The sequence below is a fragment of the Rhizobium sp. L9 genome (assembly GCF_002531885.1).
Classification (GTDB): domain Bacteria; phylum Pseudomonadota; class Alphaproteobacteria; order Rhizobiales; family Rhizobiaceae; genus Rhizobium.
The window spans coordinates 1-22,063 of the sequence record NZ_NWSZ01000032.1; the positions used below are offsets into that span (position 1 = coordinate 1).

19 protein-coding genes and 8 pseudogenes are annotated in these 22,063 nt (G+C 58.5%); 14 read left to right on the forward strand and 13 right to left on the reverse strand.

Features of this window, described 5'->3' with window-relative positions:
• Positions 1 to 416: 416 nt before the first annotated feature.
• Positions 417 to 2,861: a glycoside hydrolase family 3 C-terminal domain-containing protein gene (locus CO660_RS27120; protein ID WP_016737400.1), complete on the reverse strand. Its 2,445-nt coding sequence runs from the start codon at positions 2,859 to 2,861 to the stop codon at positions 417 to 419.
• A 468-nt stretch (positions 2,862 to 3,329) separates the two neighbouring features.
• Between CO660_RS27120 and CO660_RS34010 the strand changes: the two are divergent.
• Positions 3,330 to 3,510: pseudogene (locus CO660_RS34010) on the forward strand (hypothetical protein); the annotation flags it as partial.
• Between the two features lie 409 nt (positions 3,511 to 3,919).
• Here the strand turns inward: CO660_RS34010 and CO660_RS27135 are convergent.
• The 4 genes and pseudogenes from CO660_RS27135 to CO660_RS34540 all read right to left on the reverse strand — a co-directional run bounded on the left by CO660_RS27135 (position 3,920) and on the right by CO660_RS34540 (position 7,847).
• Positions 3,920 to 4,786, reverse strand: coding sequence for an ISAs1 family transposase (locus tag CO660_RS27135; protein ID WP_237353186.1), 867 nt, complete (start codon positions 4,784 to 4,786; stop codon positions 3,920 to 3,922).
• Between the two features lie 287 nt (positions 4,787 to 5,073).
• Positions 5,074 to 5,979 (reverse strand): LysR family transcriptional regulator, encoded by a 906-nt coding sequence (locus tag CO660_RS27140; protein ID WP_004674388.1) that lies wholly within the window; start codon positions 5,977 to 5,979, stop codon positions 5,074 to 5,076.
• A gap of 131 nt (positions 5,980 to 6,110) precedes the next feature.
• Positions 6,111 to 7,058 (reverse strand): SDR family oxidoreductase, encoded by a 948-nt coding sequence (locus tag CO660_RS34535; protein WP_029532352.1) that lies wholly within the window; start codon positions 7,056 to 7,058, stop codon positions 6,111 to 6,113.
• Between the two features lie 11 nt (positions 7,059 to 7,069).
• Positions 7,070 to 7,847 (reverse strand): annotated as a pseudogene (locus tag CO660_RS34540) (SDR family NAD(P)-dependent oxidoreductase).
• A 467-nt stretch (positions 7,848 to 8,314) separates the two neighbouring features.
• On the opposite strand from CO660_RS34540, the gene CO660_RS27155 reads away from it, so the two are divergent.
• The 5 genes from CO660_RS27155 (at position 8,315) to CO660_RS27170 (ending at position 12,893) form a co-directional block, all read left to right on the forward strand.
• A complete protein-coding gene (locus CO660_RS27155; RefSeq protein ID WP_008534165.1) occupies positions 8,315 to 9,166 on the forward strand; it encodes an SDR family NAD(P)-dependent oxidoreductase in 852 nt (283 codons plus the stop codon).
• A 31-nt stretch (positions 9,167 to 9,197) separates the two neighbouring features.
• Complete coding sequence (locus CO660_RS27160) at positions 9,198 to 9,899, forward strand: RibD family protein (protein WP_008534164.1); 702 nt, start codon at positions 9,198 to 9,200, stop codon at positions 9,897 to 9,899.
• 22 nt (positions 9,900 to 9,921) lie between these two features.
• A complete protein-coding gene (locus tag CO660_RS34365; RefSeq protein WP_009982859.1) occupies positions 9,922 to 10,044 on the forward strand; it encodes a hypothetical protein in 123 nt (40 codons plus the stop codon).
• 480 nt (positions 10,045 to 10,524) lie between these two features.
• Positions 10,525 to 12,474: a multicopper oxidase domain-containing protein gene (locus CO660_RS27165; RefSeq protein ID WP_016737399.1), complete on the forward strand. Its 1,950-nt coding sequence runs from the start codon at positions 10,525 to 10,527 to the stop codon at positions 12,472 to 12,474.
• Positions 12,475 to 12,500: 26 nt separating this feature from the next.
• The gene (locus CO660_RS27170; protein WP_004674379.1) at positions 12,501 to 12,893 is read left to right on the forward strand and encodes a hypothetical protein; all 393 of its coding nucleotides are present in this window, start codon (positions 12,501 to 12,503) and stop codon (positions 12,891 to 12,893) included.
• A 77-nt stretch (positions 12,894 to 12,970) separates the two neighbouring features.
• Here CO660_RS27170 and CO660_RS27175 read toward each other — a convergent pair.
• The 4 genes and pseudogenes from CO660_RS27175 to CO660_RS27195 all read right to left on the reverse strand — a co-directional run.
• Positions 12,971 to 13,638, reverse strand: a pseudogene (locus CO660_RS27175) (IS66 family transposase zinc-finger binding domain-containing protein); the annotation flags it as partial.
• A gap of 47 nt (positions 13,639 to 13,685) precedes the next feature.
• The gene (locus tag CO660_RS27180; RefSeq protein ID WP_008534161.1) at positions 13,686 to 13,973 is read right to left on the reverse strand and encodes a hypothetical protein; all 288 of its coding nucleotides are present in this window, start codon (positions 13,971 to 13,973) and stop codon (positions 13,686 to 13,688) included.
• Between the two features lie 326 nt (positions 13,974 to 14,299).
• Positions 14,300 to 14,431 (reverse strand): annotated as a pseudogene (gene tnpB, locus CO660_RS27185) (IS66 family insertion sequence element accessory protein TnpB); the annotation flags it as partial.
• Positions 14,432 to 14,744: 313 nt separating this feature from the next.
• On the reverse strand, positions 14,745 to 15,212 hold the full coding sequence (locus CO660_RS27195) for an avidin/streptavidin family protein (protein WP_004674376.1): 468 nt from the start codon (positions 15,210 to 15,212) through the stop codon (positions 14,745 to 14,747).
• A gap of 209 nt (positions 15,213 to 15,421) precedes the next feature.
• Here CO660_RS27195 and CO660_RS34020 point away from each other — a divergent pair.
• The 7 genes and pseudogenes from CO660_RS34020 to CO660_RS27220 all read left to right on the forward strand — a co-directional run.
• Positions 15,422 to 15,502, forward strand: a pseudogene (locus tag CO660_RS34020) (transposase domain-containing protein); the annotation flags it as partial.
• Positions 15,503 to 15,780: 278 nt separating this feature from the next.
• Positions 15,781 to 15,999: pseudogene (locus tag CO660_RS34025) on the forward strand (FAD binding domain-containing protein); the annotation flags it as partial.
• Between the two features lie 268 nt (positions 16,000 to 16,267).
• Positions 16,268 to 16,417 (forward strand): hypothetical protein, encoded by a 150-nt coding sequence (locus CO660_RS34030; protein WP_237353190.1) that lies wholly within the window; start codon positions 16,268 to 16,270, stop codon positions 16,415 to 16,417.
• A gap of 225 nt (positions 16,418 to 16,642) precedes the next feature.
• Complete coding sequence (locus CO660_RS34545; protein ID WP_237358375.1) at positions 16,643 to 16,882, forward strand: 2Fe-2S iron-sulfur cluster-binding protein; 240 nt, start codon at positions 16,643 to 16,645, stop codon at positions 16,880 to 16,882.
• A 1-nt stretch (position 16,883) separates the two neighbouring features.
• Positions 16,884 to 17,645 carry an N-acyl homoserine lactonase family protein gene (locus CO660_RS27210; protein WP_004674371.1) on the forward strand — a complete coding sequence of 254 codons (762 nt, stop codon included), beginning with the start codon at positions 16,884 to 16,886 and terminating at the stop codon, positions 17,643 to 17,645.
• A pseudogene (locus tag CO660_RS27215) lies at positions 17,642 to 17,966 on the forward strand (xanthine dehydrogenase family protein molybdopterin-binding subunit); the annotation flags it as partial. The gene CO660_RS27210 and the pseudogene CO660_RS27215, both read left to right, overlap by 4 nt.
• A gap of 178 nt (positions 17,967 to 18,144) precedes the next feature.
• Positions 18,145 to 18,539 (forward strand): annotated as a pseudogene (locus CO660_RS27220) (transposase); the annotation flags it as partial.
• Positions 18,540 to 19,137: 598 nt separating this feature from the next.
• On the opposite strand, the gene CO660_RS33445 reads toward CO660_RS27220, so the two are convergent.
• The 3 genes from CO660_RS33445 to CO660_RS27240 all read right to left on the reverse strand — a co-directional run bounded on the left by CO660_RS33445 (position 19,138) and on the right by CO660_RS27240 (position 19,942).
• Complete coding sequence (locus CO660_RS33445; RefSeq protein WP_016737394.1) at positions 19,138 to 19,281, reverse strand: hypothetical protein; 144 nt, start codon at positions 19,279 to 19,281, stop codon at positions 19,138 to 19,140.
• 39 nt (positions 19,282 to 19,320) lie between these two features.
• Positions 19,321 to 19,578 (reverse strand): BON domain-containing protein, encoded by a 258-nt coding sequence (locus CO660_RS27235; protein WP_008534156.1) that lies wholly within the window; start codon positions 19,576 to 19,578, stop codon positions 19,321 to 19,323.
• 154 nt (positions 19,579 to 19,732) lie between these two features.
• Positions 19,733 to 19,942 carry a CBS domain-containing protein gene (locus tag CO660_RS27240; protein WP_008534154.1) on the reverse strand — a complete coding sequence of 70 codons (210 nt, stop codon included), beginning with the start codon at positions 19,940 to 19,942 and terminating at the stop codon, positions 19,733 to 19,735.
• 270 nt (positions 19,943 to 20,212) lie between these two features.
• Here CO660_RS27240 and CO660_RS27245 point away from each other — a divergent pair, with 270 nt between their 5' ends.
• Complete coding sequence (locus tag CO660_RS27245; protein ID WP_008534153.1) at positions 20,213 to 21,265, forward strand: type III polyketide synthase; 1,053 nt, start codon at positions 20,213 to 20,215, stop codon at positions 21,263 to 21,265.
• A 220-nt stretch (positions 21,266 to 21,485) separates the two neighbouring features.
• Here CO660_RS27245 and CO660_RS33450 read toward each other — a convergent pair whose 3' ends face one another.
• On the reverse strand, positions 21,486 to 21,623 hold the full coding sequence (locus CO660_RS33450) for a hypothetical protein (protein WP_257784652.1): 138 nt from the start codon (positions 21,621 to 21,623) through the stop codon (positions 21,486 to 21,488).
• Positions 21,624 to 22,063: the final 440 nt, after the last annotated feature.

Genomic DNA, 22,063 nt, shown 5'->3' on the forward strand with positions numbered 1-22,063 from the left:
ATGAAATCTGAGGGGGGTCAAAATTGGACGCCGATTACCCCGCCAAGGGGGTCAAATTTGCACGCCGAAACACACTCACACCGCGCCACTTGGCGTATTCAAAACCGCCGAGGCTCTAATCGCCGCCGGATGAAAATTCAGTGGCAGGTCACCTCTTCCATCCCTTGGTGTCCACCTATTTGGGTGGACACCTCATGCCAAAGCTCACTCAATTGCAGAAGGTGCGGAGAAAATCGCGCTTACGATCGTTCAGAAAACATTGCCTGTTTTTGGAGGCGCAGGCGGTGTTTGGCCGGGCCATTAACCAAGTACCGGTTTTGAGGCATTCTCTCACTCAACTCACCCAGCTTCACCGCCAAAACTGCATACGTTGGAACTCAACCACTGCCCAATATGGTCATTGATTTGCGGCACATTCAGAGCGCCAAGACAGCGCCCTTTTGCGTGACAGTTAAACTCAAACGGATGTCGGTGGCCGAGAACCCAGCCATCACTGCAAATTCCCCCGCCTCTATCCGCCAACGCCGCTCGGTCGTGTCGAAGAAGGCAAATGTTCGGGCGTCAAGTATGAAACGCAACCTTCGTTTCTCACCGGGTTCCAGGGCAATTTTCGAGAAGGCTTTCAGCTCTTTAACCGGTCTGGGTATAGATGCTTCAACATCGCCGACATAGATTTGCACCACTGCCGAACCTGGCCGCTCGCTGATGTTGGTCAATTCCAGTGTCACTGTCACCGCGCCGGCAGCGTCCGGTAGCCCTACCGTCAGGTCCGACATCGCAAAGCTTGAATAACCGAGACCATGACCGAACGGGAACAGCGGCTTAATGCCGTGGCGGTCGTAGTGCCGATAACCGACGAACACACCTTCGTCATATCGCACATGGCCGTCCTTACCTGGATAGACCGCGTCATCCTCGGTATGTGTGGGGTTGTCAGCCCAGCGCACGGGGAAGGTCTGTGCCAGTCGGCCCGAGGGCTCGGCCTTGCCGAGGAGCACATCGGCGATCGCGTTGCCAGCCTCCTGTCCGGGATACCAGCATTGCAGTACTGCACGAGCACCGGAAAGCCAGGGCATTTCCACCGGTCCACCGGTTTGTAGTACGACGATCGTGTTCGGATTGGCCGCAATTACCGCCTCAACAAGCTGGTTCTGCAGACCGGGAAGTGCAATACCGCGAAGATCGGAGCCCTCGGTATCCCAGTCGCCCGTTCTGCCCACGAAGACTACCGCATGATCAGCCTTTGCCGCGACGGCTGCTGCCTCGGCAATCTCCGCTTCGGCCGAAAATCTGCCTATTCCTACCCGAATTGCAGCGATATAGAGGTTGACGTGGTCGTGCCGGGCGTACTCGGCGACGACCTCGTATGTACGGCCGGCTTCGAGCGTGATTTCACCCACGACCTCTTCGCAGCCTTCTTCAAAGAATGTGGTACCACGTATCCAGGAAGCCCAAGCGTCCACCACAAGTCTGCCGTCCACATAGACCCGGCCAAGCCCGGCCGAGGTTAGTCCGACGCGATAGATGCCGGCTTCCGAGGCTGTGAAGATGGTGCGCATTCTAGCCGAAAAGCGAAGGGGATCGACAAAGCCCTCGGCCACGGGGGGCAACCATACACCAAGGCTCGACGGTTCCTCGACGACCTTCACCGGTTCGCCAGCTAGCTCCCTTCCTTGGAAAAACTCGAAGGTTGTGGGGTTTTCGATTAGCGGCTGAAACCGATAATTGTTGCAACCCTGAGCGTAGCACAGATTCTCCTCACCCAGCGCGTCCACCAGCCCCTGCCACGGACTGATGACATAGTGAGGGTTCAACTGCGCCGAGCCGCCTCCCATCACCTGCGCGACCTTAGCATTGGGTCCAATGATGGCGACCATACCTTGCTGAGCCAATGGCAGGACCCCGTCATTCTGTAGCAGAACTGCGCTTTCCGCTCCCGCGCGCCTGATCAATGCCCTATGTTCCGGTCGATCAATGGCGTACTCCTTAAACTCGCGATGATCGTTGATAGCGCCGGTGCGTTCCATCAAAGTCAGGATATTGCGCACACAGGCGCGGATCGTCTCGACACTAACCTCGCCGCCTTCGACCGCAGCCAGTAGCTTGGAGCCGCGATCGCGAGTCGGGCCCGGCATCTCCAGATCCAGCCCGGCATTCACGGTGGGTGCGGTCGAACGCGAGCCGAACCAGTCCGACATCACCACGCCGTTAAAACCCCAGTCACCGCGCAGAACCTCGTTCAACAGCCAATGGCTTTCCGCCGTGTAAGTACCGTTTAGCTTGTTATACGAAGACATCACGGCCCAGACCTTTGCCCGCTTCACCGCCGTCTCAAAGGGTATCAGGTAGACTTCGCGCAGCGTGCGTTCATCGATATCTGAAGAGATGGTTGTACGTTCAATCTCGGACTCGTTGCCGACGAAATGTTTTATCGTGGCACCGACTTTCGTGGACTGCAGACCTTCGATATAGCCGACTGCAAGTTCCGCCGTCAGGATCGGATCCTCAGAGAAGCACTCAAAGTTGCGGCCGTTTGTGACGCTACGCTGGATGTTAACGGTGGGGGCTAACGAGACGTGGGCACCTTTTGAAAGAACCTCGTCACCTAGGGCACTGCCGATTTCCTTGGCTAGATCCGGGTTCCAACTCGCTCCGATGGCGATGCCCACCGGGAAAGCCGCTGCAGTCACACCTCCGACAAAAGACCCCGCCCCGCGGGCGCCGTTGGGGCCGTCGGTCAAGCGCAATCTCCCTATCCCTAGGCGGTCGATGGGCGGTAAAGACCAGAACGTATCGCCGGAAAGTAGCGAGACCTGCTCCGCCAAGGTCATATTATCGAGTAATGCTTTCTTATCAATCATCTTCTCTGCTTCTTGAATCTCGATACTTACCTGTCCCAGATCGGCATCTCGAGATGCATATTGGGGAAGCTGGTGATCTCGGCGCCATGGAGCCGTCCATCCATAAAAAGGACGCCCGTTTGTTCATCAAGGCGTCGCGTCCCGCCGTCGCGAGGACGACGACATGTTCGAAGCCTTCACATAGCCGAGATGCGGTCACCGCTTTCCATTGAAAACAAGGGACATCGCGGCAATCGATTTCAGCAGTGAAAGTTGTGCCGGCTGCGGCAGCGCCGGTTCTGTTACGGAGTTATTCCTCCGCAAGTTTGTGAGACAGTTTGAACCTTAGCAAGCTTTATCAGACAATCTGTTGACAGACAACCTCGGTCGCGCAGCTTTCGTGTCGTCATTGATGATTCGATGCTTCCCTCGGAGGCGGATCCCGATTGATGAAGTTTCTTCGCCGCCTATGGACAAGGATCGACCACAATGGACAGGCTGTTGTCCCGTTTCCGGCTACAGAGTAATCATTTTCGTACTGTCTTTCATAATCAGCATTTGCGCGGTGGGGTTTTCGGGGCACTACGCCGCGGGTCTCCTACAAGGCCGCCTGGAAACCTCGAGCGAGGTGATGCAGGTGCTCTCGGGTTTCCGTGACGTCTCCGCCTCGTCCGTCTGCATCGCCCTCACGCCGTGCTTGAATCCTCCCTACATATGCAGGCATTCCCGGTTGATATCGATCCAGATTGTCTGAGAGCTACCAGTATTCGTTGATCCTGCCGTTATAGCTTTGCCTGCTCGTCTGCACAAATTTAGATATCGAGAGATCAAAAACGGGCGCCTGGAGGAGAGCCGTGGCAGTACCGCATTCGTACCGGCTGGTCGTGTCAGACAGCCGAAGACTTGCGGATTCTCTACCATCATGGATGGCCTCCGCTCAGAGAGGGATCGGAGGCTGTCACGTATTTTTTTCCGCTTTCGGCATGTTAAAGGATGCCAGGCGATCTTGCTGCCAATTATTTTTCTGGCTGCGAGCGACCGCTTTCTGCCGGCACTCAAATTCCCCTGGTGAAGCAGGGCTATCGCATATGAGCGATGATAGAGATGAGGAACTGATCGTCCCACCCTGCGTTCTTGATCTTTCGACGAATGGAGGCCTTATCTGGATGGGCTCGGATGAGGTTGAGGGCAATCTTTCGTAACAGAGCAATGTTTGCCGGTCCGTGATCCTTACGGTTTCTGGCGGCATCCTCGCGGAACTGGACGTCGAGCACCCAGTGCAGTTTGTTTTCGATCTGCCAATGAGTTCTGGTTACCTCGATCAGGGCGGCAGCCGACATGATGGTGGAGAGCAGGAAGTAGCGGACATGGCTGGTCAGACGGCCATCGGCATGACGGCTTGTGGCCTCGACGGATCCGATGGCCTGCAGGCCGGGGAAGTCGATGTCATTGACGGCGACGATGCAGGCACGGCGTCTTTCGCAGCGGTCATGGTCATTCTCGGCGGCGGTCTGGACGCCGAGTGGCTCGACGTCGTCCAGACGAGCAATCGTCTGTGCCAGGAGGCCGGGCTGATTGGCCTTCAACGCCAGGGCATAGTCGCCGCCGGCGGAAAGGATGGCATGAGCGGTATCGGCGCGGCAATGCAGGGCATCGGCGGTGACGATGGCACCTTCCAGCGACAAAAGCGCAAGCGCATCGAGCGCCCCTTGGACCTCGTTGCGGCCCGGCGCGGTCTGTTGGCCGATGACCAGGCCGCAACCGGCAGCCCAGACCTTGACGAGGGGCAGCGGCGGCGCCTCGTACCGCCTTGCCGTCGACCGCCACCACGCCTTCCATGCCCTTTGCAAAGGCTTCGGTAAAGCGGCTTCGAAGGCAACCTGATTGAGGCAGCGGAAAACGGTGGAGAAGGTGCCATGGCCGGCGATGCCATAGGGCAGCGGCACGATCGTCTTGAGCCACTTCTTTTTGGAAACGCCGAATCGGCCATGTCGGCGCAGCTTTCGGCGCCGCAAACGATCGCGGCAATGGCAATGAACAGGATCGACATCAGCGGATGACGTGTGTTGCGCCCCGAGGGTCGGGCAGATCTTTTAAAACAGGTGGCAAATCGATTCATCCGAACCTCCAAATTATCGGAGAGTTCTTGAGTCGATTTGCCTCAGCAAAACAACTCCTTACCATCCATGTGCGATTCTCCTGCCTGGTGAAGCTGTCTCGTCTGGTCGTCACTTCAATCGCCCGCAACCGGCGCCTTAAGGTAGTCGAGAAACGTCCGGAGAGCGGACGGCACCTGTCGATGCGAAACGTAGTATGCATGAAAACCCGGCCCGGTAGAGGTCCAGTCCGGCAGCACGACTTCGAGTGAACCGGCCGCAAGTTTGTCCTCGACCCGGGCCTGCAGGCAATAAAAGAGACCGCCTCCCTCCTCCGCCATGCGGATAGATAGTTCCGAATCTCCGAGCGTGAGAAGTCCCGGAACGTCGAGAGAAACCATGCGATCGCCGTCGCCAAGTTCCCATTTGCAGAGGTGATCTGTACCGGTTCGGATCCGGATGCACTCGTGCGTCAAGAGATCTTCCGGCCGCGCGGGCCGCCCTCGTTCGTTGAGATAGGCCGGAGAACCGACTACGATCCATTCGAGTTCGGATGTCAGACGCGACGCGATCATCCCCTCGGGAACCGTTCCCCCATAACGGATGCCCGCGTCAAAACCTTCGGCGACCATATCGATGAAGCGATCCTCGACGCTGACTTCGACCTCGACATCTGGGTAGCTCTTGCGAAAACTGTGCAGTCGAGGAGCGATCAGCAGCTCGGCGGCGTCACGCAGGGTGGTCACTCTCACTCTGCCCGTAGGCCCGCTCCTGAAACTGTCTAGGAGATCCATCGCAGCTTGAATGCCGAGGAAACGGGGCTCCAGTTCGGCAAGCAGCACTTCGCCGGCGGCGGTGAGACTGATGCTCCTGCTTGTCCGATGAAACAGACGGACGCCCAGACGGGCCTCCAAACCCCTGATCGAGTGGCTGAGGGCAGACCCGGAAACGCCGCGAAGCGCGGCGGCCTTTCGGAACCCCCCCGCACGCGCGATCGCGACGAAAGTTTCAAGGTCGGCCAGATCGGCCCGCGTTGATACCATGAGTTATGGATACTCGCACTTGTACTGAAAAAGATCGCCCTTGCCGGCGCCGACCTTGCTTCAGGCCGGCCGGCACCTTCAATCCTTATTTAACTGGCCCTGTATTTGGTATGTGATGGCCGAGGAAGCAGTCAAAAATTTGACCTAGTGATCCATGTTGGATCCTGCGAAGGACGGCGGAGATGGCCCGGTCGCTGAAAAACGAAAACGTCCGGGATTAGATCGTCATGCAATGAAGATCTTCGTGTCCACAGCCACGAGAGACGGCACCGGTTGGTTCCGCGAGGCGGTCTAACAGTCCCGGAGGTTCTAGTTCTGAGCTCTCGAAAACGCGGGCTACCAGTCCTGCCGGGTTGGATGGACGAAATGTCGTTGATCGTGATCTCCGGGGGCTGGTCTAGTGCATAGACCACGGCTTCAGCCATCGACGACGGCGGAATACCCTGCTTGTTGAGCTCTCCGGCGATCTTTCTGCCCGTCTCGTCATGAACCTTGTCGGCCCAGCCGGTATCGATCACGCCAGGGCTGATCATAGACACTTGGATCCCGCTACCCACGCCCACCTCCTTCCTGAGGCTTTCGGTAATACCGCGTATGAAGAACTTCGTGGCTCCGTAAACCCCTGCCGCCTCGCCGACATGAACGCCGGCGATAGAGCTCATATTCAGGATGCGGCCGGACCGGCGCTCCAACATCGACGGCAGCACCGCGGCGATCGCATGCAGATAGCCACGCAGATTGGTATCGATCATCTTGTTCCAATCGCCGACGGCGGCATCCTTCCAATAGGAAAAGAGCATGAGGCCGGCATTGTTGACCAATATATCGACCGGGCCGTACGTCGTTGTGGCGAACGCGACGAGGGCCTTGGTACTCTCAAAATCCGTGGCATCAGCAACCTTGTAGCTGGCAATACCTCCCGAACCGGTGATGTCTTCGACGATCTGACTGAGGCGTTCCTCATTGCGGCCGGCAAGGACGACGCGCGCACCTTTTTCCGCCAATCCTCTGGCGGTCGCCGCTCCAATGCCCGAGGAAGCCCCTGTGACGATGGCGACCTTGTTTTTCAGATGTGACATGACGTGCTCCTTCACTGCGGTTGGGTCAATTCGGCTTGCCGCGCGGCTTTGACGGGCTCGGGGGTCGTCCGGTTTTCCAACACCTGGCGCTTGGTTTCCTGATCTCCGCCGACGATATGGTCGATGCCGTTCATGAGAGCCTCGAACCCCTGCTGGGCGACGAGCGTCTTGTCGTTTTTTTGTTGGCCACCGAGCTTCGTACCGCCCATTCCAGCGTTCGCGTGGAAGTCGCTGTTGGTGGCGCCCGGAAGGAGTGCCGTCACCGTGACCCCGGTCGAGCGCAACTCCTCGCGCAGACGCGAACATATAACCAAATGCCTTCGACGGGCCGTAAACGGTTTCGTATGGCGTGGGCAGGGTCGCCGAAACCGAGGAGGTGATGAGAATCCTGCCGCGGCCGTTCTTGACCATATGTTGGACGACGCGTTTGGCCATATGGACGGTCCCGGTTACATTGATCGCAAGCAGGCGAAGCTCATCCTCGAGATCGTTATCGACAAAGGCGCCGCCAATACCGATACCGACGTTCAGAGCCGCGGCTTCCAAGGGGCGCCCCAGCCCGTGCGTAAAGGTCCAGAACCTCTCGACGCCATCGTACGTCGAGGCATCCGCTTTGAACGGATATGCTTCGGCATCAAGGCTTCGTAGCGCATCGGCGGCCTCGTTCACCTTGTCGCTTGAGCCTGAAATGGCGACATCGAATCCATTCTTGGCGAATTGTTTGGCAAGCTCGAAGCCTATTCCAGATGAGCCGCCCGTGATCATTGCGAGTGGTTTATTCCCTGTCATGATTTCACTCCTTTGGTTTGGTCAGCACCACGATCGTCTCGAGGCGCTGGTGACCAAATGCCCGTGGAGCCGATTGGTTACATGAGCAAAATTGATCGGGGCGGTGAGTGAAAATCATCCACCGATCTGGCAGGGACCAGGAGTGCGTTACCTTTTTGGTCCCGTCCGCGGTCGAACTGGCCAGGCATTCCCTACGTCACGAAGGCCCTTGAGTGAACACGGCTCATCGGTGCGTGCGATCCCGCTCACTTCAAGTAGCCGTCGCGCTACCCTATTCTTATAGTGCGATCGAACGGTCGTTCGCAGCCCGCGGATATGATCCGACGACCCAAGCGCCCGAGTAGCGTTGATGGACTTCTCTGCGCTGGTGCCATCGGCCGGCACGCTTCTCGGAGAAAAATTCCACGGCGACGGCTTGTCCGGCACACCTTCCAGCGGTGACGGTCCAATGACGGGAAAGACAAAAAATGAGCGAGAGAATGAACAGCGTCGTTGCTCCTGGCCGCGTTGCGGTCATCACGGGAGCTGCGAAGGGCATCGGCTTGGCAATCGCGAGGGCTCTCGCGGCCCGCGGCATGAAGCTCGCGCTGCTGGATCTCGACGCCGACGCACTTGAGGATGTTACTTCGACACTCGACACGGACATCCTGATCGTGAGCGGCGACGTATCAGATTTGTCGGCACTGACCAGGTTGCGGGACGAAACGATTTCGCGGTTTGGCGACGTGGCCGTTCTAGTAAACAACGCGGGCATAACGCAAGGAGCCGGCCCTTGGGACAATCCTGCAAAGTGGCGACGCCAGATCGATGTAAACTTCCGAGGTGTTCAGGCCGCGCAACACGTCTTCGTGCCCTACATGATCGAAGCCGGTCGCCAGTCGGCCGTTGTCAACCTCGGCTCCAAGGAAGGTATTACGACTCCTCCAGGTAACGCCGCATATTCGGTGGCGAAGGCAGCTGTCAAAGTCCTGACCGAACAGCTGTCGCACGAGCTTCTGAAGGAGACGGGAGGTCGTGTTTCGGCTCATCTCCTCGTCCCTGGCTACACGTGGACACCCATGAACATCGCACTCAAGCCGCAGGGCATTGCGAAACCCGATGAGGCATGGACCGCAGAGCAACTGGTGGAATACTTCCTGGTCCGTCTGCTCGACGAGAATTTTTACATCATCTGTCCGGATAACGCGGTTACGTCTGCGATCGATGCCAGAAGGATCCGCTGGGCGGCCGACGACATGATCCTGAACCGGCCGGCGCTTTCACGCTGGCACCCCGACTGGATGGATAAATTCGCAGCCTGGTTGAAGGCAGGTCACTGACGGTGGAATGTTTGTAGAGGAGAGTAATCCAATGCCCAGACCCTATGTAATCTGTCACATGATGTCGCCGCTGGATGGCCGATTGATCGTCAATGATTGGGCCGAGGCAACCGGCCATTCGGTCGATGAGCTCGTGAAGATCTATGACGGCCTGCATGAGAAGATCGGTGCCGACGCCTGGCTTTCGGGAAGAGCGACGGGAGAAGAGTTCGCGGACGCCGTCGACCGCCCCTATCAAGCAACCGGCACAGCCGCGCGACCGATCCATATCGCCAACCCGGACGCCGGCGAGTTCGCTGTCATCGTGGATAAGGACGGTCGGCTACGCTGGGACAAGAGCGACATTGACGGAGCTCACCTTGTGGTCCTGACAGGATCTGACGTGGATGATGCTTACCTGGCGGGCCTCACCCAGGCTGGCGTTTCCTATATCGTCTCGGAGAAAGATGGCGTCGATCTGAAAAACGCGCTTGACCTTCTTGGAACCGAGTTCGGTGTGAAGCGCTTGATGCTGGAAGGCGGGGCGCAAACCAATGGCCATTTCTTGAAGGCGGGTCTTGTTGACGAGGTCAGCCTGGTCATCTTCCCTGCGATCGGAGGCAAGTCGAATACACCGGCCATATTCGAGGGCGGCGAGGATGGGCTTGCCGGCAGGGCGAGGCTCACGTTTATCAGCGCCGAAGCCGCTGGCCTCGGCTCCGTGCATCTGAGATATCGCGTTGGACGTCCATAAGAGACGTCCATAGGAGAAGATTGTGGAAGGGCTCCCTCCTGCCGTCGTCGAAATGATCGTCGAGGAGCAGGGCGCGATACTCCTGAGCAAGCAACCTTGTTTCGAGATCATCGCGCAGCGCAGAGAGCCGGAAGAACTGGCGTAGTCTGCCCGTGGTGTCTCTCCGATTAGGCGGTGTGATGAACGGTATGTGACGCCGACATTAATGCCCGCGGCGGTGACCGCGATATGAGCGTCAAGGCGTTGCTCGAGTGCAGCTCGACAAACAAACAAGGTGAGACGCGTATTGCCGCACGTAACGATGCTCCCCACAAAAATGTCGGGCCTACTACACCTGCTGTCAGGTTTGTCAGGTGCGCGCCATGGTGCTGTTCCGCCCGACTTCCTACCGCGCTCTCGTGGAAGTCCTTGAAGCATAGGCACAAGATTCCTTCTGAGGCTCGATCCGGCCAGAGTGGCATGAGTCTTGAAACTTTCTCGTCGCGCGGCGGCAGCTGTCTTCTCCCGAGAAAGCGCGCGAGTCAAAGTCGAATTGCAGGTGAACGCATGGTGACGCAGTAGAACTTTGTGGATGCGGTTCGACCCGGGGAGAACAAAACTCCGGGCAGAGGTTTGGGAGGGTTGTTTGTCTGTGTCTGACAAAATTGCGATCTTCGGTATGGCGAGCGTTTTTTCGGTCACCCATGCGCTATTCGCAGTCGCTCAAGAGGCCAGGGCCGTGACTAACCCCCTGGCCTATATGCTGCAACCTATCACAAAATCCCAGGGGATGCTGAAAACCTTCGAACAAAGCCGGGAGACATTTCCGGGCGAGGTTCTGCTCGATATGAACGCTACCTATCTCGACCGACAGATCTACAATCCGGCCACGGCGCGCTACGACCACGTTAAACTGCGCGGCTATCAAGACGCCCGCCAGACCGGCTTATCCGGTGCCGACACGCCATTGGTTGGACCGACCATCGATCTACGGCCCGGTCAGACGGTGCGGGTAACGCTTCACAACCTGTTCCCTCAGGATTCCACCTGCGGCATCGGCGGTGGCAGTGCCAATACCCCCCATTGCTTCAACGGTACCAACCTGCATTCGCACGGTCTCTGGGTAAATCCGTCTGGCAATGGCGATAATGTGCTGATCTCAATCCGTCCCGGCGTTTCGTTCCAATATGAATACAACATCGCCGTTGAGCATCCCGCCGGCACCTTCTGGTATCACCCACACCTACACGGATCAACCGCATTGCAGGTGTCGAGTGGCATGTCCGGGGCGTTGATCATCCGTGGCGATCGCATGCCGACACCGACCGAGACTGGCGATATAGACCGCCTATTGAAGCAGCCGGGCGGCTCCGATATCGCCGAACGGGTTTTGGTGCTACAGCAGATTCAATATGCTTGCACCGATAACAATGGCGACATCACTTATGATTGCCAGCCAGGACAGGTGGGCGGCATCGAAAGCTACGATCAGTTCGGACCTGGCAGTTGGCCGGCTTCGGGCCGCTTCACCAGCGTCAACGGCCAGGTGCTTGGTCAGTTGGCATCAGCGGAGGCTGGCTCGGTCGAGCGGTGGCGGATGATACACGCCGGGGTTCGCGACACCATCAATTTCGAAATCCGGCGCAAGACCGGGACGACCGCGTTCCGCACGCTTGCGGCAGCGGACACCGACAGATGGATCGACCAGAATTGCGGCAAGGATACTATTCCGTATGGGGTGGTGGCCCAGGACGGGCTGACAATGGCGCAGGTGCAGATGCGGCAGCAAGCGATCCTGCAACCGGGCTACCGCGTTGACGCGCTGGTGGTGTTGCCAGGAGCGGGTGACTACTGCATCATCGATGGCGCCGCACCGGCAGCGGCCAGCGTCAACCAGGAGGCTCCAAGCCGACGGCTTCTCGGCATAGTCACTGCAGTAGGCGGCCATGCCGTCAATGGCGAGATCGGCACCTATCTTCAGGATTGGCTGATTTCGGCGGCTGAGCGCACGATGTCACAGAATGTCGCCGGCAAGGTTATCGATGACCTCAAGAACGAGATGTCGCTCTCAAGCTTTATTCCCCATCCGGACATCGACGCGGGCGAGGTCACCGGCGAGCAGCAACTGGTGTTTAACATCGATGTGAAACAGCCGGGTGCCACCTTCTTCGAGGTTGACGGCAAACCTTATGATCCCAACCGCATCGACCGGACGTTGCCGCTGAGCGGAGTCGACGAATGGACGCTCCGCTCGGATTTCGTCAGCCACCCATTCCATATCCATGTCAATCCGTTTCAGATCATCAAAATTGTCGATGCGGCCGGCAACGATGTCAGCGCGCTTGGCGCCGATGACGACGGCGATCCGCAATATCCAGGCTTGAAAAATGTCTGGAAGGACACGCTGTGGATCAAGAATCCCGGCACCGATCCGTCGGCGCGCTACACGATCACCGTGCGGACGCACTACCAGCGCTATATCGGCGAGTTCGTTCTGCATTGCCACATCCTCGATCATGAGGACCAGGGCATGATGCAGAACATCAGGATCACCCTGCCGGACGGCCAGGGTGGCACCGTTTCCGGCCATCATTAGGGCGTCGATCGCCATTGGGAGGAACTATGAGCTTCACTGGCACTTGGAGTTATCGCAGCCTGATCAACAATCCCGATTTATCGGTTGATTTCAATGCACTGGAATTTGGCCAGGGAACGCTGGTGCTGACCGAGTTGGCTCGGCGCAAGGTCGGCGGAACCATTGGTGGGCCCGGGTGGTCGCTGGAATTGACCGGTACGGTGCGTCCGGGAGACCCTGTCGAGCTGCAATTCACTGGAAAGGGCGATGTGGCCGGCGAGACCTGGATCTACAGCTATCGCGGCTACATCGTGCCGAACTGGCCGAATGGCGTCGATCAAAGGGACGCCATTGTCGGTAGCATCGTCCGCGACGTCCCGCATTCGCATGGGGTCGCCGCAGCCGGCTACGTTGCCTCCTGGTATGCCGTGCGACAGTGATGCTCCAGCATTTGCCGCAGCTCGAAGACATTCGGATCAACATTCACCGGCCAGGGTCTAGGTCGACGGACCGATGCCTCACATTTGAACCGCGTGCTCTGGCGGTTCAGCGGGATGTGCTGCCCGAACTTGTCGAACACGATCGTCGCCAGCAACTGAGGGCCGATGAAGCCGCGCGGGCGTCGCATGGAACGGTGCGGGAGCCTGACTGATCGCCTCGCAATCGCGGCAGGTAAATTTCTCGCGCACCGTCTCGATCACCTTGAATCGGCGCGGGATATCCTCCAGCGTTTCCGTCACATCCTCGCCCAGCTTCGACAGCCGCGAGCCGCCACAGCAGGCACATGCCGTCGGCGCTTCGATGACGATGCGTGCGCGCTCGACGTCTTTGGGCCACGCCTTGCGCACTGGACGCTTGCGGGCGAAGGCGCGCACGGACTGCGTTCTGGCCGCGGCCTCTTGGACGCTCAGTTCGTCCTCGGCGGCCTACGCCACGAGCTCTTCGAGCTGCAAATTCCAACTGATCGATCAGCCGCTGCGTGCGCTCGCGGCGCGGCCCGTGCTTCTCGCGCTCCAGCTTGCCGGTCAGCAACTGCAAATGCACGTTGAGCGCCTCAATGCTCGACAGCCGCGCCTTCGCGTTGGCCGCGTCCGCCTCAGCTTGCAGCCGCGCAGCACGTTCGGCCAGCAGCGCCGGATGAGCGCTGGCAAGGTCCGATGGCAGGGTAAGCGGCGGCAATGTCATAACGACATTGAATCAGATTTCTCAACAATTTCAATGCAAAAATTGAGTCAAACCCGGCTGGGGCGCCAGGTTTCCTGCCGTGCGCGCCAGTCAATTCCCTCCAGCGACAACGCATGTTGATGCCCCTCCTGGTGAGGCTGAATGATTCTCAGATCGAGTTGATGAATGGTACGGTTGCGAAGGTCGCGAACCGCGTTGACGACCGCTGGGGAATTTTGGAACAAATATGCTCCGGTTGATTGCTGGTCGATGAGCAGGCGCTTCCGCCTGATTTGAACGTAAATCCAATTGACGGGAATATCGAGCCTGGCGGCAAGTTGTACGGCGCTGAGCAAACTAGGTTCGTGTGTCCATCTGTTGCGCTGTGCCTTTACCTAGATGCCCGCTGCAAGGCGGAGGCGTTGCACAGTGATTGGCAAAACCTTCTCCTCACAATTGGGCGAATGGTGTCCTTCGCGCGTCAGTATTTCAGGCTTCGACATATCCCTGTGTCGCAGACACGGGTATCAGCAAGGTCGATCCACCACGATGTTCAACCTCATACGACGGCGCGAAGTTGCCGCCTCTACGTCCCACCTCACGCATCACATTAAAGGGGCGTCCAAATAACGGATGGCTCGGATCCAGCACCTCGATCTTGTCCGGTGATGATTCGTCAGACTCACAAGCAGGGATATTTCTGTAGACCTTCGAGCAGATAACCGAGCTGCGCCGGTGTGATCACCACCGTGCCGTCAGCGGCTGACGGCCAGATGAAGCGGCCGCGCTCCAGCTTCTTCGTGAACAGACAAGCGCCCTGGCCGTCACGCTAGATAAACCTTCCTCGCTCCAATTTTTTCGTGAACAGGCAGGCCCCCTGGCCATCGTGCCAAACGACCTTGATCAGATCGCCGCGTTTGCCCCAAGGCGGCGCATCCTCGGATGCTTACTTTTGTCCGGAAAGTTTTGGCCGCATTGAACTCATCAAATAAGGATTTGCGCCGCGCGGACGAGCACGCGGCGCTTTTATTCGGCAGGGAAAGCAGCTTCGTCTAAGCCTTTGGCCATATTCGATGAATTCTTGCTCCACAATCTCTGACGGGCCAGCGCCGGCAGGGCAGAGGAGATTAATCCTTCAAGAGGCTTTTGTTCTCAGTCGTCGGCACGTACTGGAAAGTGTCTTGTCCTTGCTCAATGGCCGGACCGGAGCCGCCTTCGTAAGCGAGGTTCCAGCTCGTGACTATCTCAGTGTTGTTGCCGTTGACCTGTGCGTAGCCGGTCCATCCGGTTGCGGAATTGCAGTTCTCCGTCGAATTGTTCCAGCCGACCGAAAATGCGATGAACGTCCCGTTTACCCTTCCTGTTAGCGGATAGGGCGAGTTCTGGCATCCGGTGCCCTGGGCTCTGTTTACATATTGGCCGGAGACATTTCCGAACGAGTCGACTTGAATGATCATCGTCGAGCCGGACTGGTTCTGCCAACTGCTGGAAGCCGATGCGATGCTTGAAAAATCCTTGAAGTTGCTTGCATCGAAAGCAAGAGCTGAGGTTGCTACAGCAAACACAAGTGCTGCAACTGCATTAGTACGGATCATGGTTTTTCCTCCTGATGTGCGCCGACCGTCGGCGATCGTACCGAAGGTTGCATATAAACTCGTAATAATCAATCAATCCGAGTAGCAATTTCCCGGGTTGAGAAAACCGAAAGACGGGCCGCGCGTTGCGTGGCGCGGCCCGAGAACGAGCATCAGGAGTGAAGACTTACACGATGCAAATTACGAACGGGATAGCGCAACGCTAATATTTGACCATCATTGGAACGGACAAACTGCATGGCCGCAACCCCGAGAGCTACCTCACGGACGTCCTAACCCAGATCAAAGATTAACCGGTAGATAGGCTTGAAGACCTGTTGCCGTGGAATATGCTTCCGACGGTCTCCACTGCGCAAAAGGCCGCCTGATGGCTCGTTCGATGCATATCTGCACGATCGAAGACGTGGCCACCATGACCGGCGAGAACCTCGAACTGCTCAGAGAGATCGTATCCATCCGAGCAGGGCCGCGGGATTTTGGGCGCCGCGCGTAGTAACGTCGGTTCATGGAGATCGGATCGAACTGCACGGAGATCGGGTGAGAATCGGCGCCGACGGTACGCCATCACATGACCGCGACAGACCCGATCATCCGCCAACACTTGCCGATCGTGCATGAGGCGATGCATCACGTCACCCATATGACCGTGCGCAACCGCGGCACCTTCGGCGGCAGCGTCGCGCATGCGGATCCAGCGACCGAGATGCCGATGATGACACGGTTCCTCGGTGGGACGGTCATCGCCTCCTCTCAGCGCGGCAGACGCGAAATACCTGCAGCCGATTTTTTTGTCGGATCGCTGGTCAACTCGTTGGAACCGGACGAGTTTGTAATTCGCGTCGAGCTCGACGCGATGAGACCGGATGCCGGATGGGGATTTGAGGAGTTTGCAAAACGCCACGGGGACTTCGCACTCGCTTGCTTTGCGACGACGCTGCATTGTGTAGATGGCAGGGCGTCTGACGTTCGCGTTGGCATGATGGGCGTTGGTGAAACCCCGCTGCGGCTTGAAGAGATCATCGAGGACGGATGTTTCCGAGCCGGCTCTCGATACGGTGGCGGATCGCCTGGCTGGAATCCTCACGCCCAACACGGATATCCATGCCTCTGCAGATTACCGCAGGCATCTCTCAGGCGTCCTTGCCAAACGGGCCCTTCGCGCCGCCTGGAGCCGCGCGAACCACGAAAGGCTTCAAGCAAGATGAGTGAGAAGACGATCACCGTCAGCGTCAACGAAGCGTATATGACGCGCACGATCGAAGCACGAACGCTGCTGAGCCACTTCCTGCGCCAGGATCCTTTGCCTGACCGGAACCCATGTCGGGTGCGAACATGGCGTTTGCGGTGCCTGCACCGTCATTCTCGATGGAAGGAGCGCACGCTCCTGTCTGATGCTTGCAGTGCAGGCAGACGGGAGCGAAATCGAAACCATGGCCAGGGAAGCGTCGATACTCGGACGAATCCAAGAAGCGTTCCGCCAGCATCATGGCCTGCAATGCGAATTTGTAGGCCCAGTTTCATCGTTGGCGATCATCGACCTTCTTCGCCACCATCCGCTGGAAACCGATGATAAGATCAGGGAAGCGCTCTCAGGAAACATCTGTCGTTGTACGGGCTATGAAAACATCGTCAACGCCGTCCGCGAACTGGCTAGCAAGAGAGGACCTTAAGATGAAGATGCATTTTCTCGAGGCCGGCCGCCTTCGTATGCGCCGGTCCATCTACGTCCCTGGGGCGCTGAAGGAAGAAGCGATTGAATTGCCGGTTCACGCCACCCTGATGCGCCATCCCCAAGGCAACGCGCTGTTCGATAGCGGATGCAATCCAGAGGCCGCCATCGATCCAGGCGCGCGATGGGGTGGGTTAAGCAAGGTTATGACCCCGATCTTTTCGCCAGAGCGGACGGTCGTTCATCAGTTGAAGACTCTTGCTCTCGATCCCGAGGACATAGATGTTGTGATCTGTTCACATCTGCATCCCGATCATTGCGGCTGCAACGCGTACTTTCGGCGCGCAACGATCCTCTGCCACGAAGCGGAGGCGCAGGCCGCCACGGCAAGCGGTGCAGAAAATCAAGGCTATCTTCGAGGAGAATGGGACCAGCCCCAGGGTTTCCAGACCTTCAATGCCGAGCATGACGTCTTTGGCGACGGGCGCATCGTCTTGCTGCCCATGCCGGGTCATACCCCCGGAATGACCGTCGCCCGTGTCGAGCTGGAAAAAGATGGTTCATTTATACTCGCTTCAGATGCTGCCCCGCTCCAGGCGAGCGTCGACACCGGTATCGCTCCGAGAAATACTTGGAACATCGAACTCGCCGCAGAGGCACTCGCTCGCCTGAAAGCTCTTCGGGAGCGGGGAGCTTCTATCATTTTCGGCCACGACGACGCGCAATGGCAAGAGTTGCGAAAGGGTGTGGAGTTCTACGAATGAGCCAGCAGGACCATTCCGTCGAGCTGCGGCCCAAACTTGTCGGCAAGCGGGACAAGCGCACCGAAGATCCACGTCTGCTGACGGGTGTTGGTCAGTATGTCGATGACATGGCGCCGCGGTATGTTGCATATCGCATTGCGACGCTCCGACCAGCCACATGCCCGAATCCTGAACATCGATGTCGGCGATGCGTTCTCGGTGCCCGGCGTCGTCGCGATCTATAACGCGAGCGACCTGGAAGGAGAGATCAAACCTGCCATACCGACCTCGCGTATGCCTGGTTATTACGCCACCCCCATATGGCCACTTGCACGCGGGAAAAGGTGGCCGTTCTATCGGATCGTGTCCCAGTACGTGGCGTAGGTGACGGTAGGGAGTAAAGCCGAGCGCCCGCGCGCTTCTCGTTGCGCTGTAGCGGGTGACCGGCTTTGCGGGCGGCCATCAGTGTTTTTCCGCTAGGGTCGGGTTGTTCAAGACCAACCTGACGGAAAGATCACCGATGACCAATGACATGATGAACGTGCGCTCCCTTGTTGAGAAGAGTGCCGATGCAGATTTGTTGCGTGAGATGATCGGCCTTGCCGCCGATCGGCTGATGGAGCTGGAAGTAGGCTCGGCTACGGGTGCAGACTTCGGTGTGAAGAACTCGATGCGGCTCGCACAACGCAATGGCTACCGTGACATCGGGAGACGCGGGCTGGCACCGTCGAGCTTCGCATTCCGAAGCTGCGCAAAGGCAGCTACTTTCCGAGCTTCCTTGAACCGCGCCGCATGGCAGAGAAAGCTCTGACGGCCGTTATCCAGGAAGCGCATATCCAGGGAATCTCGACTCGTTCTGTCGACGACTTGGTCAAGGCCATGGGTATGAGCGGCATCTCCAAAAGCCAGGTGAGCAGCCTAACATCGGGACGAACGCAATCTGCGGGGCGAAGGTGGCTGCGACGGCCATCCTCATCAGCGGCTGGAGATAGATCAGATAACCGCCCACGGTGACAAGGATGCCGATCTGGAGTAGCGGCTCGGAGATGCTGGTCCCAACGAAACTGCCCACCGGTTCCGCTTCCGCAAAGACGATCGACAGCTCAACCCCCTCGAGCGTGGATTCCGATGGCGGCGTCTCGGCCCGATGCAGAACGCGCGCCCCGAGCCAAAGCGTGCTTTTTTCGCCCACCCAGCTTCTTTAGAGGTTGGAGGTGAATTTATCGCGCCCTTCAACACTGCGACCGCGAGATAGAGGGAGACGAGAAAGAGAAGAGACCGGTATGACGCTTGCTCGGTCGCCTCATTGACGATCCGGCGCTGGAGTTCGAGAGGCGCCGCGCCGATAACGAAAAGAGCCAGGGACAGCCCTGCGACCAACGCCTGATGACGCCTTCCCATCAGCCAGATGAAGCCGAATAGTTCGGAGAGCATCGAATCCGTCGCGCCATTTGCGGGACGCGGCCGGACAATTAAATCCTGGAGGGCCAGATGTTCATCGCGCACTCACGGGTCAGAGAGAGCGCTCGACGCGCCCGGTTCGGGAGTCGTCGGATGGCCTCACCAGTAGGACGCTCACGACCGTCCCCACCATGAGGATCAGGATGACGAGGAGAAGCCTCGACACGACGGCGTCTGCGATGACCCTGACAAACATGACGGAAACTCCAGGGACGATTTCATAGTTTGAGAGAGCTCACCATGCGGTATCCAGGGTGATGTTGTTTACCACGCCGCCGACGCCGCGGATGCTTTCCGCCGCCACCCTGGCCGCCGAGCATTCCAGCTCCGTCTCGACCTCTCCCCTCAGGGTCACTGCCCCGTCGGAGACGGTCGCATTGACGATGGGGAACCTTATTTCGAACTCGGTTTCCAGGCGGCCACGAACGGCCGTCCCTAGGGCCTCGTCGCCGGAAGCAGTACACTGCCGTCGAACATCGAGAAGCGCTCGCATCAAGTCGTGACGGCTGATTATGCCGGCGAGTCTGCCGTTCGGTGTTTGATGTCGTGGGCCTGCAGGAGTTCTGCGAGCTGGCTCGCGGTTGCGCTCGGGGCGGCGCTGACGACGGGCGTCGACATCACGTCCTTGACGCGCCAGCTTCGGGCCTTCACATAGTCCGCCAGTGCATCTTCGCGGTCGCGCGTATGCGGTACCGCCCGTCTCGCCCAGGATGACGCCACCCGGCGCAGCAGGTCTCCCCGGTGACGATGCCGGTGAGCCGCCCTTCGCCATCGATGACGGGCACCGCGCCGATCTTGCTGGCGTTGACGATCTCGACGGCTTCCCTGACGTTGTGTCCCTCGTCGAGCGTCGTCACGGGGTCGTCATGATGTCTCTAGCAAGCATCGCGCTGTCTCCTTTTCGATCGGACAATTACGGAGCCAACTTGTTGAGCGCATTGACGTGGATCAAGGCAGACACGAAGCCGCGGGAGGCATCCTTCACGCGTCGTCGTCTCTGAAGCCTTCCGACGAAGTGCGGCGTCAGGCTCGCCCGCATTGCAACTTATTGAGGATCGAGGCGTTACGGTTCGGTCTCGTCCTCGCGCGGCGTACCAAATTCTTCCCGCGCCGTCGCAAGGAGTCTTATGCAGCAACCCGTCAAGCTGGTATCCGTCGGCACCGCCGTTCCGCCACATGTCATCGACCAGCGTGACGCGGCGCGAGCCTCGCACACCGCGTTCTCATCGCGATTTGGCGATTTCGAAAAGCTGGCAAGGGTGTTCGAAACCTCGGGAATTCGGCGCCGCTATGCCGTCCGGCCGATCGAGTGGTATCTCGAGACGTCGGGATGGCCCGAACGAAACCTCGCTCATATCGAGGGCGCTGGTGCAATGTTCGTCGCCGCCGCCAGCAAGGCTCTCGTGTCGGCGGGCATTGCAGCAGGCGATGTCGACACGATCGTAACCGTCTCCTCGACTGGTATTGCGACACCTAGTCTGGAAGCGAGGGTAAGCCGAGAACTGGGCTTCCGGGACGATGTCGAACGGGTTCCCGTGTTTGGCCTCGGCTGTGCCGGCGGAGTCTCTGGGCTTTCAATCGGGTCACGGCTGGCGGCATCCCGGCCAGGCTCAGTCGTGCTGGTGGTCGCCGTCGAGACCTGCACGTTGGCATTTCGCATGGACAAGCTTACGAAGGCGAACATCGTGGCGACCGCCCTCTTCGGCGACGGGGCCGCCGCCTGCGTGGTGCGTGCTAGTGAGACCGGTCTGGCCGAGGTCGAACTTGCAGGCCAGCATACGTGGCCCGACACGCTAGACATCATGGGATGGAGCGTCGATCCGGAGGGTCTGGGCGTGATCTTCGATCGTGCGATACCACCGTTCGCCGAAACTCATGTGCTGAAGGGCGTAACGTCCATACTCGCCCGATCAGATCTTGCTCCTGCCGACGTTGACCGGTTTGCGTGCCACCCCGGTGGATCAAAGGTTATCACCGCCTTGGAATCGGCGCTTAAACTAAGCCAGGGAACCCTCGACCAGGAACGTGAGGTTCTCTCGGACTATGGGAACATGTCCTCGCCAACCGCGCTGTTCGTACTCGAGAAGCTTCTTGCGCAAGGACTACCCAGGAGAACTGTCCTGACGGCGATGGGACCGGGCTTCACCCTTAGCTGCCTCTCGTTGACGGCTGCAGCATGACCCGGCGATCATTCTCCAGGACGTTTTAAGATCGCATCGTTTGCAGAACGAACAGGACTCGAAACACGTAGCTGACGCTGCAAAGGCTGCGATTGCCGTGGGACACCCCAAGTCGAAGGCGAGGTTGCCACCTCGCACTCGAATCCTTTCTCTTGCGTGCCGGCGTAGCTGCGGCAGTATGGCTGGTGGTAGTCGCTACCCAATCCGGTCCTCTGTCGCACTAGGAGGAGCGTGCCCAGCGCCAATTCTGGATTTCCGGCAAGTCTTCTCCACGCTCCCGCACGAACGCCCGGTGCTCGTCGAGCTTTGCATGCAAGGCTGCCGTCACATCTGGCACCTTTTCGGCGAGGCCGGGCACGCGCGCGATCGGTCGCGATGTCTATCTGCGTGTATCTGAACCATGCGATCCAGCCATGGCACTGAATGTGCATCGGCAAACAAAAGCGGATTTACAACCAACGTTGTCAGATACGTCTCCCCCAAGCGGGATTGATGTCTCGGGGGCCAGTGTCTCTCGATTACGCCTGTCATCGATCGCCGACCTCGGCAGGCCACAAGGAGTGGGAAACTTTGATCTCCTACGCACTTTGCTCATCGCTTCCCATTCCTAGCTGCATTGAAGCGTATCTGGGGCAGAGTGACTTCAAATAGGCGCTTCAGCGGAGTCCACCGACCGAGGCACTGGATGTTCGCAACCAACTGCCGCTTTTCCGGAAGATGATGAGTTAAGGTGGCAGGAAACGGAATAAGACTGGTTGACGAGAAGCCCGGGAAAAACAACAGAAACTGGTTCGAAAG